The organism is Paenibacillus sp. OAE614, assembly GCF_040546645.1.
GTDB lineage: Bacteria > Bacillota > Bacilli > Paenibacillales > Paenibacillaceae > Paenibacillus_AQ > Paenibacillus_AQ favisporus.
On record NZ_JBEPOD010000001.1, the window covers coordinates 3,607,787 to 3,620,672 of the forward strand.

Genomic DNA, 12,886 nt, shown 5'->3' on the forward strand with positions numbered 1-12,886 from the left:
TCCCCTCCTCCTCAGCTCACTGCAATATGGCTTTGATAGGCTAGACCGACCCTTTTTCTTTTAAACGATCCTTCGAGTTCAAGATGGTCTAACATACACATTACGACATCGTCATAAGCCACATTCAGCTCTTGAAATCTGCTGAACAAGTGACCGGCTATCTCTGCGTCGGAAAAGTCCTTAATCGTCTCCTGCATCGGAACGGGCAAGATTTCCGTTGTGACATGCAAATGAGCAGAATCTGAATGGTCTCTCGAATCTGTCATGGTTCCCGGACACATCATGGTCCAATCGAGGTCCGTCCGCTGCAGCCTTTCGAAATTCCGGTTGTGGTTTTTATACTCAGGCGGAAAGCCGGGTAAATTGTTGCCGATCAGATCCGTATATGGAATATCCAGCAGGCCGGCTCCTCCCATCACCCATACCCGCCCGGAGAAACTAGGCTCCAATTCACACTGGCTTATAATGTTATCGACGATACGTACAAACTCTTCACCCTGCCCGGCATGGCCGGCTGCAATAATAGCGGCGTCTTGATTCACAAGTGCCTCACGAACGCTTACTTGGTCCATCATATCGTCCACGATCACCTTCACATGCTTTTCGGAATGCTCACCCAGCTGATCGTAAAGCTTCTCAGCATTTCGAACAAATGCGGTCATTTCATGCCCCATTTGTATCCCTTGTGCCAACACTCTTTTCCCTGTATTCCCCGTCGCTCCAAAAACAATGATTCTCATCGTTATGTCCTCCTCTTCATGGGTCCCAATATTTGGTTAGCTCAAGCTTAGCATCGCTTCAAAAGGATGTTAAGAACCCACTTTAAAGTAGGGGACTTACTTAAAAGTAAGTATGACGGAAAGGGATACAATGCTTTTTTCAGGAGTGTGACTGCAGGGAAGCAAAAAGCTGCCCAGGAATCCCGTGGCAGCTTTTATTTCGAGTTGATTGAATTCGTGTACAAGTTCATTAAGTCCGCTTTATGACGCCGGCTCTTCATACTTCCGCTTATTATGATTCTCTCCCCAAGCACACATGACTTCCGCAACAGGAATCAAGGTTTGGCCGTATTCACTAAGGGAATATTCTACTCTTGGAGGGACTGTCGGGTAAACCGTTCGATCGACTACGCCTTCTCGTTCCAAATCCCGGAGATGTTGTGCAAGCATTTTTTGCGAAACATCAGGGATAAGCTTTTCAAGATCGCTGAATCGCTTTGTAGAATCAATCAAAAGCCATAAAATCATCGGCTTCCATTTGCCACTTAATACATGAATGATGGTCTCAATCGGACATTCACGCTGATGAATCATTGATGAATCATCCCCTTACCTGTAAGTAAGTACATAACAAAATTTTACAATAGCCCTACAATCAAGTCAATCCATAACCGTCTGAACCGTACTGGCAAACCTCATCCCGAATGAACAGAAAAATATTGGTGTTTTCTTCCGTGTTCGATAAGTGAGGTCCGGCAGTGGTGCCTGGGCGCAAGCAAAAATCCCCCTATTGTCACCAATAAATAAGCAGCAGCCAAGGACGAGAAAACAATAGTCCAGACTGCTGCTGTTTTATTAATAGCCCGCGTCAGTGCCATCTGTGTAATCTATGATTGCACGGTAGACCGCAGCCCAGAAGTCGAGAATAAAAATGTATGCAATGATCCGTCTCATGGAAGGTTTGCTGAATTCGAGACGGCAGGAAGGATGGAGAAGACCATGCTACGCCCGCTTTTTGTACGCCCTCATCGCAAAGGCATAAGCTACGAGCATAATGCCGACGCACCATACTAGAGCAATCCAGATATCATTGCCTACCGGTTGATTTGACAATAAAGCGCGGATGGTTTCTACAATAGAGGTTACCGGCTGGTTTTCGGCAAAAGCCCGAACGACCTTCGGCATCGAATCGGTCGGCACAAAGGCCGAGCTGATAAATGGCAGGAAGATCAGCGGATAGGAAAATGCGCTGGCCCCTTCGACCGTTTTTCCGGACAATCCGGCAATCGCTGCGACCCATGTCAAAGCCAGTGTAAACAGCACGAGTATACCGGTTACAGCGAGCCATGACAGAACCCCTGCCGAGGAACGAAAACCCATAAGGAGCGCTACGAGAATGATGACGACAAGAGAAATCATGTTGGATACCAGCGATGTCAGCACATGCCCCCATAACACGGCGGAACGCGCAATCGGCATGGAGTGGAACCGCTCAATGATGCCCCGCTGCTTATCCATAAACAGGCGGTAAGCCGTATAGGATATCCCGCTCGCAATCGCAATCAGCAGGATGCCGGGCAGCAGGTAGTTCACATAGTTATCCGTTCCGGTGTGGATTGCGCCGCCAAACACATAGACAAACAGCAGCATCATCGCAATCGGTGTGATGCAGACTGTAATGATGGTGTCCATGCTGCGGAATATATGACGCATGGAACGTCCAAGCATAACGCCCATATCGCTAAAAAAGTGATTTTTGACTGTCTCCATTTACATAGCCTCCTTCTTTCCGACGATTGCGAGGAATATCTCTTCTAATGTCGGCTGTTTTTCTACATACTCCACCTTTGCGGATGGGAACAGCTTTTTCAGCTCCGAGAGCGTGCCACTCGCAATAATCCTGCCTTCATGCAGAATGGCTATACGGTCGGCGAGCTGCTCCGCTTCCTCCAAATATTGCGTGGTCAGGAAGATCGTCGTGCCGCCGCCGGCAAGTTCCTTGACGGTCTTCCAAACCTCGATTCGGGCCTCGGGGTCAAGCCCGGTAGTCGGCTCGTCGAGGAAAATGATCTGCGGATTGCCCACAAGGCTCAAGGCGATGTCGAGTCTGCGGCGCATCCCTCCCGAATAAGTAGATGCCTTGCGGTCAGCGGCCTCCGTCAAGCCGAAGCGTTGCAGCATACTATCCGCGACCTGGCGCGGATTTTTGAGGTGCCGCAGCTTGGCGATCATGATCAGATTTTCCCGTCCCGTCAATATTTCGTCCACGGCGGCAAACTGCCCAGTCAGGCTGATCATTTGTCGTACCCGGTCGGGCTTTGATGCGACGTCACAGCCGTTTACGGTGGCGGTCCCTCCGTCCGGTTTGAGGAGCGTGGTGAGGATTCTGACCATCGTCGTCTTGCCCGCCCCGTTGGAGCCGAGCAGGGCAAAAATCTCACCTCGCCCCACTTCAAGATCGACGCCTTTTAGAACTTCTGTGTCCTTAAAAGATTTTCGCAGACCTTTCACTTCAATTGGTTTTTCCATCCGGGTATCCCTCTTTTACTTTGTTTTATCCGTTGCCTTTTTTATGGCCTTGTTACTTTCTCGGGCAACCGCTTCCTGATAGATGTCAGCGTAAGTTTTTGAATCTTTGATGAGATCGTCGCAGAAAGCCGCTACGTCTCTTCCCGTCACTTCGAGCACGCCTTTCCCCACAGCTGCGCCCTCTTCAAAAAGATCGACGATTCCCGAGAGTAAGCCGGTCCCTTCGGTTAGCTCAACAGGGCCTACTTTAAAGAGATATTTTTGAATCTCCTTATACACAATCTGATAATCCCGCGGGAGCGCTTTGACTCGCGCCACGTGCGCCCGCCACTCTTTTTTGCCTTCGATGATATCTCGTATACTCATGTGATCCTCCTCCTATTTGCCTAATTTTTTGGCGATATTATGGTTGAGCTGCTCGCGCCACTTGTCACGAAAAGACTTTGCCCCTTCTTCGCCGGCCAGCGCTGAACAGAAGCCTTGGATATCGTCACCCAAAACCTCTTGAACACGCTGGCCGTCCGCCGCCGTTTCTTCAAGCAGGCCTAGCACACCGTCAAGAATCGGCATGAGGTTGCGGCCGGTGAAGTCGGAATGCACCCAAAGGTTGGCATTAATTTTTTTCCACGCCGCTTGATAATCGGCAGGCAGCTTTTGGGCTCGCGATTCAAAAGCTTTCATTTCTTTGGTCATGTCGCTGCCGGTGATTTTTTCCCAAAAATTCATTTTTCCTTCTCCTTTAACTCGTTTATTTTGGATGATACAAACTCCCATTTTTCCCAGAACCTCCGCAGCTCCTCACGCCCAGCGTCGTTGATCGCGAAAAACTTTCGCGGCGGTCCCATGTCGGATGGTTTCTTGGTGATCTCCACCAACTTGTTTTTTTCAAGCCGGATCAGAATGGTGTATACCGTTCCTTCCACAACATCTGTGAAGCCGAGGGCGTTCAGCTGCCGCGTTATTTCGTAGCCGTAGGTTTCTTGGCGGCTTATGATTTCAAGGACGCAGCCCTCAAGCACGCCTTTAAGCATTTCCGTTAAATTTTCCAACACAATCGCTCCTTGCTATTCTGTGAGACTGGTATGAAGTAATACTTACTACCGCTATAAAGTAACACGTAGTAGCTGGTTTTGTCAACGGCGTTTCTCGTCGCATTATCAAAAATAGGCTTACATTTGATTTTCCATCACAAGCTAAAAATAGTCCTTGGGGATTGATATGGACATTTATCGTTAGAATACAAAAAGCCGCAAGCATGCGGCTTTTCAGTGTGTATGTTATTGATGTCAGTCTGCCTTTTGATACGCAGATCGTCCACCGTCCACAATCAAAGAAGTTCCCGATATATAACCGGATTCATCGGAAGCGAGAAACAAGGCAGCCTGAGCGACATCTTCTGGCGTTCCAAAACGACCGACCGGATGCGTTGCGAGCATCGCCTGCTCTTTATCCGCTCGGTCTGGAAACTGACTCAAGAACTTCTCAGACATGGGAGTCCATATAAAACCGGGACACAAATTGTTCGCCCGAATGCCCTGCGCCCCAAAGTCAATGCAAATGCCGAGTGTCATCGCGTGCATGCCGCCTTTGGCTGCGTGATATGGAAAGTGATTCTGCTGCGTCCGCATGACATGTGTCGAGGACATGTTGACTATACAGCCTCCGCCACCTTCGATCATGAGCGGAATCGCATATTTACAGCAATACCACGCACCTCTAAGATTCGTATTGATGATTCGCTCCCATTCCTCCTCGGATGTGTTTACAACATGACTCGTTCCTCTTACACCTGCGTTATTGATCAAGGTATCCAGTTGGCCGAAACGTTCGCGAACCGTTTCCAGCATGCATTGAACCTCCTGCTCACTGCGCAGGTCCGCCTGCATAAAATATGCTCTACCGCCTGCTTCAACAATATCCGCTTCTACCTTTGCCCCTTCTTCCGAAACATCGTTGATAATGACTGTTGCCCCTTCCACTGCAAAACGTTGTGCAATGGCTTTGCCGATTCCCGCCCCGGACCCGGTAATGAGAGCAACCTTATCCTTTAACCGCATACCCTGGTTCACCTGCCTTATGCTTATTTCCAATATTTTTTATAGATATCCAGCGCTTGGCTCAGTCCCACTTTCTCCAAATCACCCAAATAATCGTTCCACACCTTGTCGCTATTTACATCCACAATTCCCATGACGGCTTTGGTCGCAAACTGGTACGCCACATCTTTTAAGGCACTGCCGAGTGTATTCATCGTTTGCTGTTCTTCTGCTGTCAAATGAACGCTGCGAGGCGTCACATTATAGACATCGCTCATGTTTTCCATCGCTTCCTGCTTTTTCAGGAATAGAGGATCACTTGCCAGTGCGGCATCACTCTGTTTCAAGATATAGTCGAAGCCGTATTGTTCGGCCACCTTTTTACGATTCAACCCATCCTTGTACTCAATGTTACCGTCCGCTGTTTTCTCATAGGTCACTCCTTCCAGTCCCATCGTATGGAATAACTGCCCCTCTTCCGTCGCGCTCCACTCCACATATTGAAACAGACTGTTCCGCTTCTCCGGCTCATCCGCCAGCTTGCTGCTGAACACAGGTCCAAAAGAAGCAAAGCTCATTGGCTTGAACTCTAACGCAGGCTGATCCGGGGAAGCGGCAGGCAAAAAGCGGCTATAGTCCCATTGTCCCCCCGGAATATCATTTAGGGCATAGTTAGGATCTACCGTATGACTGGACCATTGGAAATCAATCAGCACTTTGCCTGTCAGCCGCTTCGCTTTCCATTGATCTTCAGTCAAGGTAGCGAATTCCGGCTCAATGAGCCCTTCTTTGTACAATTTCGCCAGAAAGCTCAGCATACTACGCTGCTTATCCGTTGCAAGGCTATACACGACTTCGTTATTCATATCGGGGTCCTGCCAGAATCCATCCTCGGGACTTGCCGGATTACGAAACGCCTGCCTGAAGCCGTCCATTAGATTAATAATGCCGCCGTTCCCCGTTCCACCGCGAACGCCGATCCCTACGGATTCGGGGTAGAGCTTTTTCAATTTCTTCAAAGCTTCATACAGCTCATCCAATGTTTTAGGGAATGCCGTAATGCCCGCTTTGTCAAATGAATCCTTACGATAAATCCAAGTCTTTGGATCACTGACAACCTTGTTTGGCAGATGGTACAGCTTCCCATTGACCGTGGAGAAATCGAGCATCATGCTCCATTCGTCATCCGTGAACAGCTTGCGGTAGTTCGGCAGCTGATCCATATAATCACTGATTGGAAGCAGATATCCGGAATTCGCCCACTTCGTCACACTGGTTGGATTGTTCATGTTCGGAATAAAGTCCGGATAATCCCCCGAGGCGAACATCACGTTGTACTTCTCCACGCCAGCGGAGAGCGGAATCGCCTGGTAATCCCAATCCATATGGAACCGTTTCTCAACTTCCTCCACATAAAGGTTAGGTACTTTATTCGGTGCGTATTTCGACATACTCGCGACCGTAATCTTGCTCTGTGATGGATCCCTACCATCACTGTCCGCGCTCTTCTGCTGTGAACAACCAGACATCACCAACGTACCCGCCAGAAGCACGTTTAACAGAACGATCGACCATTTCCTTTTTCCCATTGTTCTACCCCCTGATCATCATTTACTAACCCTTAAGTGAGCCTAACATGATGCCCCGTACAAAATACTTCTGAATAAACGGGTAAACGATTAACATTGGCATAATGGAAATGAACAGCGTAGCGTACTGCACACTCTCCGGCGTAAGATTTGAGCTCAAGTCCTCGGCAAGCACCGCATTCCCCTCTTCCGCCATCTGACTGGCTAAAGTGCTCTGCAGCACAATTTCACGTAGAATCAGCTGAAGCGGATAATCGTTATAATTGTTCATATAGAGCATGGCGGTGAAATACGAATTCCATAACGAAACCGCATAGAACAGAGAAATGGTGGCCACTCCGGCCATTGACAAAGGCAGGACAATACGAAGCAGAGTCTGAAAATCGCCACAGCCATCCAGCTTGGCGGCTTCCTCAATTTCCACCGGAAAGTTTTTAAAGAATGAGATCATGACCATCAGCCACCACGTACTGATCAATCCGGGAATCGTTAACGACCAGATCGTATTCATCATCCCCAGTGATTTGACGAGCAGGAATTGCGGGATTAGTCCCCCGGTGAAAAACATCGGAATGATACAATACGTTAGAAGGAACGGACGAAAAATCAAATCATTTTTCGATAGGGCATATGCCGTAATGGTCGTGACAACAACGCTTAAGATGGACCCTACACACGTGATGATGATGGAGTTAAGGAACGAGCGAGGAATATGTGCATTTTCAAAGAGAATCGTCTTATAAGCGCTCACATTGATATGGGAGGGCCATAAACTCACCAAGCCTTTGGCAATATCCTTTGGATCACTTAGCGATGTTGCAACAATATGAATCAGGGGAAAAAGCGTAACCAAGATCATGACGAGCATAACCGTGTGCACAACGACACTGATGATCCGGGAGCTGAACGACGTATCCCTTACCATAAACTCTCATCAGCCACCTTTCGGGCGATGTAATTCGCTGTGACAAGGAAGATAACATTCACTACCGCATTGAATAGATCGACGGCTATGCCGAAGCTGAAATCCAACTCGACCAAGCCTCTTCGATAGACGAAAGTAGAGAATACGTCTGCGGTATCATACGTAAGCGGGTTATACATCAGAATGATCTTCTCAGAGCCGACACTCAGAATGCCTGACATATTCAAAATCAGCGTAATCACGATCACCGGTTTGATAGCCGGAAGGGTGATATGCCACATCTGCCGCAAACGTGAAGCGCCATCTATAACGGCCGACTCATACTGCTCGTCATCCACTTTGGACAATGCGGCAAGGTAGATCACAGCCCCCATGCCAAGCCCGGCCCAAATGCTTGAACTGACAAACAGAAACCGGAACCACTCTGGCAGCGCCATAAAATAAATCGGCTGCAGCCCCATCTTGGTCAGCAGGACATTCACGATGCCTGTGCTGGGTGAAAGCACCATTTTCATCATCCCTACGACCGCAACGACAGACAGGAAATAAGGCATATAGCTGATGGTTTGTACAAAGCTTTTATAGTATCTGTTTCTTAGTTCATTGAGCAGCAGGGCGAAAATAATGGGAATGGGAAAGCCAAAAAGGAGTGAATAGAAGCCTAGCAGGAAGGTGTTTCTGAGCAGCTTCAAAAAATATGGGCCTTCCATAAATTCTTTAAAATGATCGAGTCCAAATCTGCCGGCCCAAGGCGAATGGATGACCGTGGATAAAAAGCTGTCACCGGCTTCCATTTTGAAATTTTTAAATGCAATCAATACACCGTACATCGGAACGTAATTGAAGATGAAGTAATACAAAATCGCGGGAATTAGAAGGATCAGCAGCATTTTTTGTTTACGGACCTTCGCCCATCCCCGCCTCCATTTGCCTACACGCACAGATGCCCGTTTAGGTTTCATCGCTGCGTTCTCTAACAAGGCGTTCCCCCCTTTACATTCGGTTACTGTACTTGAGTCCTTGACATGACAGCGCTCTCAACAACACCATAGTGTACATTTTTGGAGTTCGTAAAGGGACACTTCTTTGCGGGCACACCATCTTTTCAGGAGCGCTGATTTTTGCTGAGCGGGATACCGACATACCTTTTTTCGAATACACGCCATTTTTCTACGTCCCCTGAGAAGAGGCTTGAGATGCCTTACGATAATCCGTAGGCAGTATGCCATATACCCGCTTAAAGGCTCGCCGAAATGATTTGTCACTGTTGTATCCCGATTGCAATGCGACCTCCTGGATCGCCAAATCGGATGCCGTCAGCAGCTTACAAGCTTTATCCAGCCGAAGGTTCTCAACATATTCCGAGAACGTGACGCCCAGATGATCTTTGAAAGAACTCGAAAGAGCGCTTTCTGTCTGTTTATAATCACTCGCCAGACGGCGTAGATTCAGATTGCTGTCCGTGAACTGCTCGTGAATAAGCGTTACGATCTCACTTAGCATGCTTTTATGCTGATGATCTTGCTTCTGACGTGCAGCGCTGCACATGGATGCAATTATGGATTTCAAAAGCGGATAGATCTGGTCTTTGTCATTCCCATGCATAGCCTTCATCGGATCGGCGCTGAATATCGAATCACTTAGCGTATATCTCATTAGACCGGCCAGCTTATATAATGTTCCTTCCAGTTCAACCAGCAGTTTTAACTTGACACTCGTATTCAGCTTCCTGAGTTGGAAATTCTGTGTCTCTATATGTTCAAACACCTGTTCCAGCCCCTGCAGATCCCCTGTCCGGACCGTATTCATAAGTTTTAATTCCATCTCGAGCGGATAATAGTATTGATCATTCTGATGTTGGATCATGTGGAACGCAAGCAACGGGGACGGAGAATCGGGCTCAATCCGTTCCAGTGCCTGTACGGCCTCATGGAATGAACGCCATAATTCTGAAGAACTTGGATAGCACTGCCCAATACCGATGCCGGTTACGATATTTTTCTGCTGCCGCAGCTCTTGCTGCATCCGGCTCAGCTTCCCGGTCAATAAGGACATCATCGATGGTTCTTCAGCTTCCTCTGCCCAGGAGAATACGTAGACATACTGGTCTCTTTTGACCTGATGGACGTAGCATCCTGGTTGAAACAATTGATTTAATGCAGTAATAACATCCACCGTTTGGTCCAGCTGTCCCTCAAGAGCTTCTCTTGAGACAAAATCCAACCCGTAAATTTGAATGACAGCCGCAATGACATGATCCTCGAATATTTCAATTTGAGCTTCTTTCAGATGCTGAATACGCTCGGTTTCATGATGAAACCCGTCCTTCAGCAGCCGTTCCAGATAGGCGGCCTGAAGAATAGGCAGCTGTCGGTTCATTCGGACATGCATGCTGCGGTTTCTATGAATTATTTGCTGTACCCCATATTTCAGCACATCCATCTCGCTATGCCGGAGGTCTGTGCTCCCTGCTGATTCTCTCAATGTATCCACCAACTCGAGCAGCGGCTTGCTGTTGCGATACGCGAACAGTAAGGCAATAAACGCCGTCATCATGACAGCGGTCAAAGCAATCGCCCAATTGATCCGTTTAATAAACTCTGCCTTGGAGAAGACGACGCTGGCTGGCAAGCCGGAGATAAAAGTCCAGTCATTTTCTATAGACCTTGTATAGGTAATAAGCATTGGCCGACCATCACGGTCTTCGAAGAAGTAGTTGCTGCTCGCTTGAACAGGCAGATTGATCGGTGTAACGGGTTTTCCGTCTGCAGATGCCGAAGCAACAATGTTGCTGCTGCCATCCGCGATGTACGCGAAAGAATGGCTGTGAACGAGTAGTGGTCCCAGCATATTTGTAATCGATTGCTCGTCAATCAATAGGATAGCTGTCGCTTCAGATCCTCCCCCGCTTCCCACAGGGAGTGAGCTGACATATGCCAAGTAATTGGTTGTAACCGTCCCGTCAGTGACATCCGATAAATAGACAAAACGATTTAATTGATCCTTCTGCTTCATTTCATGTAACCATTCGTCAAATGCATGATTACCAATTTGCAAAGGAAGCTCGTTCTCACGGGCAATCAGATCAGGCGACAAAACCGTCTTGCTGCGGTCCAGATGGACGTAGAGTTTGGATATCAGTCGATTCGTCGCCAGCTTGTCGAGCTCTTTCCGTTGAAGCGAAAACTGGTACAGGGTTTGAGGTGACCACGCTCCATCAGCTGTAAACATGAGCCGCAGAAGGTCCGAATCCAGCGATAATTGCGTCACCACATCCCGCATTTCTTGGAGCAAGCGGTTCATGTTGGCATCGCTCTGCCGCAGAACGGCAAGATTCATTTGGGTCGCATCATCCCGTGATACATCTAAAGTCTGATCATAAGCGTAAATTCCAACGAGCATAGGAATGATAAGGACGACAATGTAGGACATCAGGAACTTAAAAAAGAATCTCCCTTTTCTCTGCATCTGCTTTACACCTTTTTCGTCATCATTTGGAATGACACGATGCCAGCCCCGAAAGAACAAAGATGCCTACGTCTGTGACGTCGAGGCACCTCATCTCGAGTGTGTCTATACCAATCCTCAATGAACTTTAATCACATTTCAGGAAACGCTTACAAGGAATAAGTCTAAATGGTGCATGATTTATAAAAAATAGGTCATTTCCATCATCGACTAGGGCAATTCTGTTCCCTCTCCGTTTTTGGGAAACCTAACATGCCGTTTGTCTAAAAAAAAAGCCGCTGCTATGCGGCTTTTCAGTGTATATGCTGCCTGACGTCTTTGATTCTGACATTGGTGCTGTATAATGACGAATCACTGGTCACCTTGAACGACGGATAGGCTCGGTCCGCTTCCAGCTTCAACACGTTGTCGAATAAGCTTTCCTGCTGCCTGTCAATCAGAAAAGTAAATGTTTCTACTGTAACCTTAATATCGGTGTCAAGCGGCTGCTCAAGAATCTCGATGGCCAACACCCCGTTGCACCCGCAATCCTCGGTATCATAAAAAAGCTTAAAAAAACCGGGACGTCCTGCCAAACTTTGCGCTAGTTTTTCTTCCGTGTAGGAATCAATTAAAATAATCACATGCTGACCTCCTGCTTGCGTCGCTTTTTATGTTCTCGACGTCTTACAATGTACCATGAGATGATGCGAATATCTATGGCCATCTCATTTCAGGATAAACATTTGGGCCTGAGTATCCAACATATAAACGAAGTCCTTCGGACAGATTATTACGCCTAGTTATTCTTCAAGGCTCCCAGTTTGCCGCAGATCCATGCCGCCAAAAAGAGAAGCAGACCGAGCACAAGCAATGAGAAGTCGAACCAGATGTGGCTCGTCGCCAAGTAATGTTCAAAGTCAATATCGCATGTAAGGCAATTTCATTTCTGTATTTCTTTCTGATTGCGGAAACCCGTCGCATGATGTATATTGTTTTTACATTGACATTACTGCAGGTCTAAAAAAGGAGGAGCCATGTCACCTCGTACCAAAGAACAGAATGACGCGATCCGGGAGATGCGGATGAACCAAATCATGCAGGCAGCGGCGGAAGTATATTTGGAGAAGGGTATCCAATTGGAAATACGCGATGTTGCGGTCAAGGCAGAGCTCGGCTACGGAACCGTGTATCATTACTACAAAAATAAGCACATGCTTTTGGAAGATTTATTGTGGGATGCCCTGTATCGGACGGAGTCAGCAGTACAATCTGCTTTGACCGGAGACGGCGGCAGTTTGCATACAGCGGAGTCGTTCTCCAGGCTGCTTCTGAAGGAATGCATCCAAGATCCCACCGTATTTATATTGCTTAAAACGGTCGCGGATAACTTTCATCACTTCCCGGGCAACCGGTTTATCAAGCTGTCAGACCATTTTCAGGATCGGATCTATATGCCGTTTGTGGAAATGATTCGTGATGGAACCGGTTCTAAATCACCGGAGAAGACAGCTAATCTGATATTTGGCTCGCTGGTTGGCTGTGCAGCATTGAACATCCACCACAATATGCGCAACGAGATGGATGTCGAAGGCATCGTTGACGTGATTTTTTCAGGCATACAGGCAAAGGAGAGATAAT

Annotated in this window: 14 protein-coding genes; 1 reads left to right on the top strand and 13 read right to left on the bottom strand. The window is 47.7% G+C overall.

Going from position 1 to position 12,886, the window contains the following annotated elements:
* Nucleotides 1–11: 11 nt before the first annotated feature.
* The 13 genes from ABIE48_RS16520 to ABIE48_RS16580 form a co-directional block, all read right to left on the bottom strand.
* Nucleotides 12–740, bottom strand: coding sequence for an NAD(P)-dependent oxidoreductase (locus tag ABIE48_RS16520; RefSeq protein WP_192713882.1), 729 nt, complete (start codon nt 738–740; stop codon nt 12–14).
* A 240-nt stretch (nt 741–980) separates the two neighbouring features.
* Nucleotides 981–1,313 (bottom strand): winged helix-turn-helix transcriptional regulator, encoded by a 333-nt coding sequence (locus tag ABIE48_RS16525; protein ID WP_089547588.1) that lies wholly within the window; start codon nt 1,311–1,313, stop codon nt 981–983.
* Between the two features lie 408 nt (nt 1,314–1,721).
* Nucleotides 1,722–2,489 carry an ABC transporter permease gene (locus tag ABIE48_RS16530; protein ID WP_192713881.1) on the bottom strand — a complete coding sequence of 256 codons (768 nt, stop codon included), beginning with the start codon at nt 2,487–2,489 and terminating at the stop codon, nt 1,722–1,724.
* Nucleotides 2,490–3,248, bottom strand: coding sequence for an ABC transporter ATP-binding protein (locus ABIE48_RS16535; protein WP_192713880.1), 759 nt, complete (start codon nt 3,246–3,248; stop codon nt 2,490–2,492).
* Between the two features lie 15 nt (nt 3,249–3,263).
* Nucleotides 3,264–3,614 (bottom strand): DUF1048 domain-containing protein, encoded by a 351-nt coding sequence (locus ABIE48_RS16540; protein WP_076164788.1) that lies wholly within the window; start codon nt 3,612–3,614, stop codon nt 3,264–3,266.
* 12 nt (nt 3,615–3,626) lie between these two features.
* Nucleotides 3,627–3,974, bottom strand: a complete 348-nt coding sequence (locus tag ABIE48_RS16545; RefSeq protein WP_192713879.1) for a DUF1048 domain-containing protein — start codon at nt 3,972–3,974, stop codon at nt 3,627–3,629.
* On the bottom strand, nt 3,971–4,279 hold the full coding sequence (locus tag ABIE48_RS16550) for a PadR family transcriptional regulator (RefSeq protein WP_313958198.1): 309 nt from the start codon (nt 4,277–4,279) through the stop codon (nt 3,971–3,973). The genes ABIE48_RS16545 and ABIE48_RS16550 overlap by 4 nt, the downstream gene beginning before the upstream one ends.
* Before the next feature lie 255 nt (nt 4,280–4,534).
* Nucleotides 4,535–5,305, bottom strand: a complete 771-nt coding sequence (locus tag ABIE48_RS16555) for an SDR family NAD(P)-dependent oxidoreductase (RefSeq protein ID WP_145018485.1) — start codon at nt 5,303–5,305, stop codon at nt 4,535–4,537.
* A 23-nt stretch (nt 5,306–5,328) separates the two neighbouring features.
* On the bottom strand, nt 5,329–6,873 hold the full coding sequence (locus ABIE48_RS16560) for an extracellular solute-binding protein (RefSeq protein WP_145018481.1): 1,545 nt from the start codon (nt 6,871–6,873) through the stop codon (nt 5,329–5,331).
* Between the two features lie 25 nt (nt 6,874–6,898).
* Nucleotides 6,899–7,732: a carbohydrate ABC transporter permease gene (locus tag ABIE48_RS16565; protein WP_186325789.1), complete on the bottom strand. Its 834-nt coding sequence runs from the start codon at nt 7,730–7,732 to the stop codon at nt 6,899–6,901.
* Nucleotides 7,733–7,791: 59 nt separating this feature from the next.
* Entirely contained in the window at nt 7,792–8,778 is a 987-nt protein-coding gene (locus ABIE48_RS16570) for an ABC transporter permease (protein WP_260869126.1), read from the bottom strand.
* Nucleotides 8,779–8,968: 190 nt separating this feature from the next.
* Nucleotides 8,969–11,266, bottom strand: a complete 2,298-nt coding sequence (locus ABIE48_RS16575) for a helix-turn-helix domain-containing protein (protein ID WP_354519308.1) — start codon at nt 11,264–11,266, stop codon at nt 8,969–8,971.
* A 293-nt stretch (nt 11,267–11,559) separates the two neighbouring features.
* Complete coding sequence (locus ABIE48_RS16580; RefSeq protein WP_192713876.1) at nt 11,560–11,889, bottom strand: iron-sulfur cluster biosynthesis family protein; 330 nt, start codon at nt 11,887–11,889, stop codon at nt 11,560–11,562.
* 393 nt (nt 11,890–12,282) lie between these two features.
* Between ABIE48_RS16580 and ABIE48_RS16585 the strand changes: the two genes are divergently transcribed.
* Nucleotides 12,283–12,885, top strand: a complete 603-nt coding sequence (locus ABIE48_RS16585) for a TetR/AcrR family transcriptional regulator (protein WP_192713875.1) — start codon at nt 12,283–12,285, stop codon at nt 12,883–12,885.
* Nucleotide 12,886: the final 1 nt, after the last annotated feature.

Excerpts from the sequence above, each read along its gene's own strand:
- ABIE48_RS16520 (WP_192713882.1), bottom strand. The coding sequence starts at position 740 with ATGAGAATCATTGTTTTTGGAGCGACGGGGAATACAGGGAAAAGAGTG.
- ABIE48_RS16525 (WP_089547588.1), bottom strand. The coding sequence starts at position 1,313 with ATGATTCATCAGCGTGAATGTCCGATTGAGACCATCATTCATGTATTA.
- ABIE48_RS16530 (WP_192713881.1), bottom strand. The coding sequence starts at position 2,489 with ATGGAGACAGTCAAAAATCACTTTTTTAGCGATATGGGCGTTATGCTT.
- ABIE48_RS16535 (WP_192713880.1), bottom strand. The coding sequence starts at position 3,248 with ATGGAAAAACCAATTGAAGTGAAAGGTCTGCGAAAATCTTTTAAGGAC.
- ABIE48_RS16540 (WP_076164788.1), bottom strand. The coding sequence starts at position 3,614 with ATGAGTATACGAGATATCATCGAAGGCAAAAAAGAGTGGCGGGCGCAC.
- ABIE48_RS16545 (WP_192713879.1), bottom strand. The coding sequence starts at position 3,974 with ATGAATTTTTGGGAAAAAATCACCGGCAGCGACATGACCAAAGAAATG.
- ABIE48_RS16550 (WP_313958198.1), bottom strand. The coding sequence starts at position 4,279 with ATGCTTAAAGGCGTGCTTGAGGGCTGCGTCCTTGAAATCATAAGCCGC.
- ABIE48_RS16555 (WP_145018485.1), bottom strand. The coding sequence starts at position 5,305 with ATGCGGTTAAAGGATAAGGTTGCTCTCATTACCGGGTCCGGGGCGGGA.
- ABIE48_RS16560 (WP_145018481.1), bottom strand. The coding sequence starts at position 6,873 with ATGGGAAAAAGGAAATGGTCGATCGTTCTGTTAAACGTGCTTCTGGCG.
- ABIE48_RS16565 (WP_186325789.1), bottom strand. The coding sequence starts at position 7,732 with ATGATCTTGGTTACGCTTTTTCCCCTGATTCATATTGTTGCAACATCG.
- ABIE48_RS16575 (WP_354519308.1), bottom strand. The coding sequence starts at position 11,266 with ATGCAGAGAAAAGGGAGATTCTTTTTTAAGTTCCTGATGTCCTACATT.
- ABIE48_RS16585 (WP_192713875.1), top strand. The coding sequence starts at position 12,283 with ATGTCACCTCGTACCAAAGAACAGAATGACGCGATCCGGGAGATGCGG.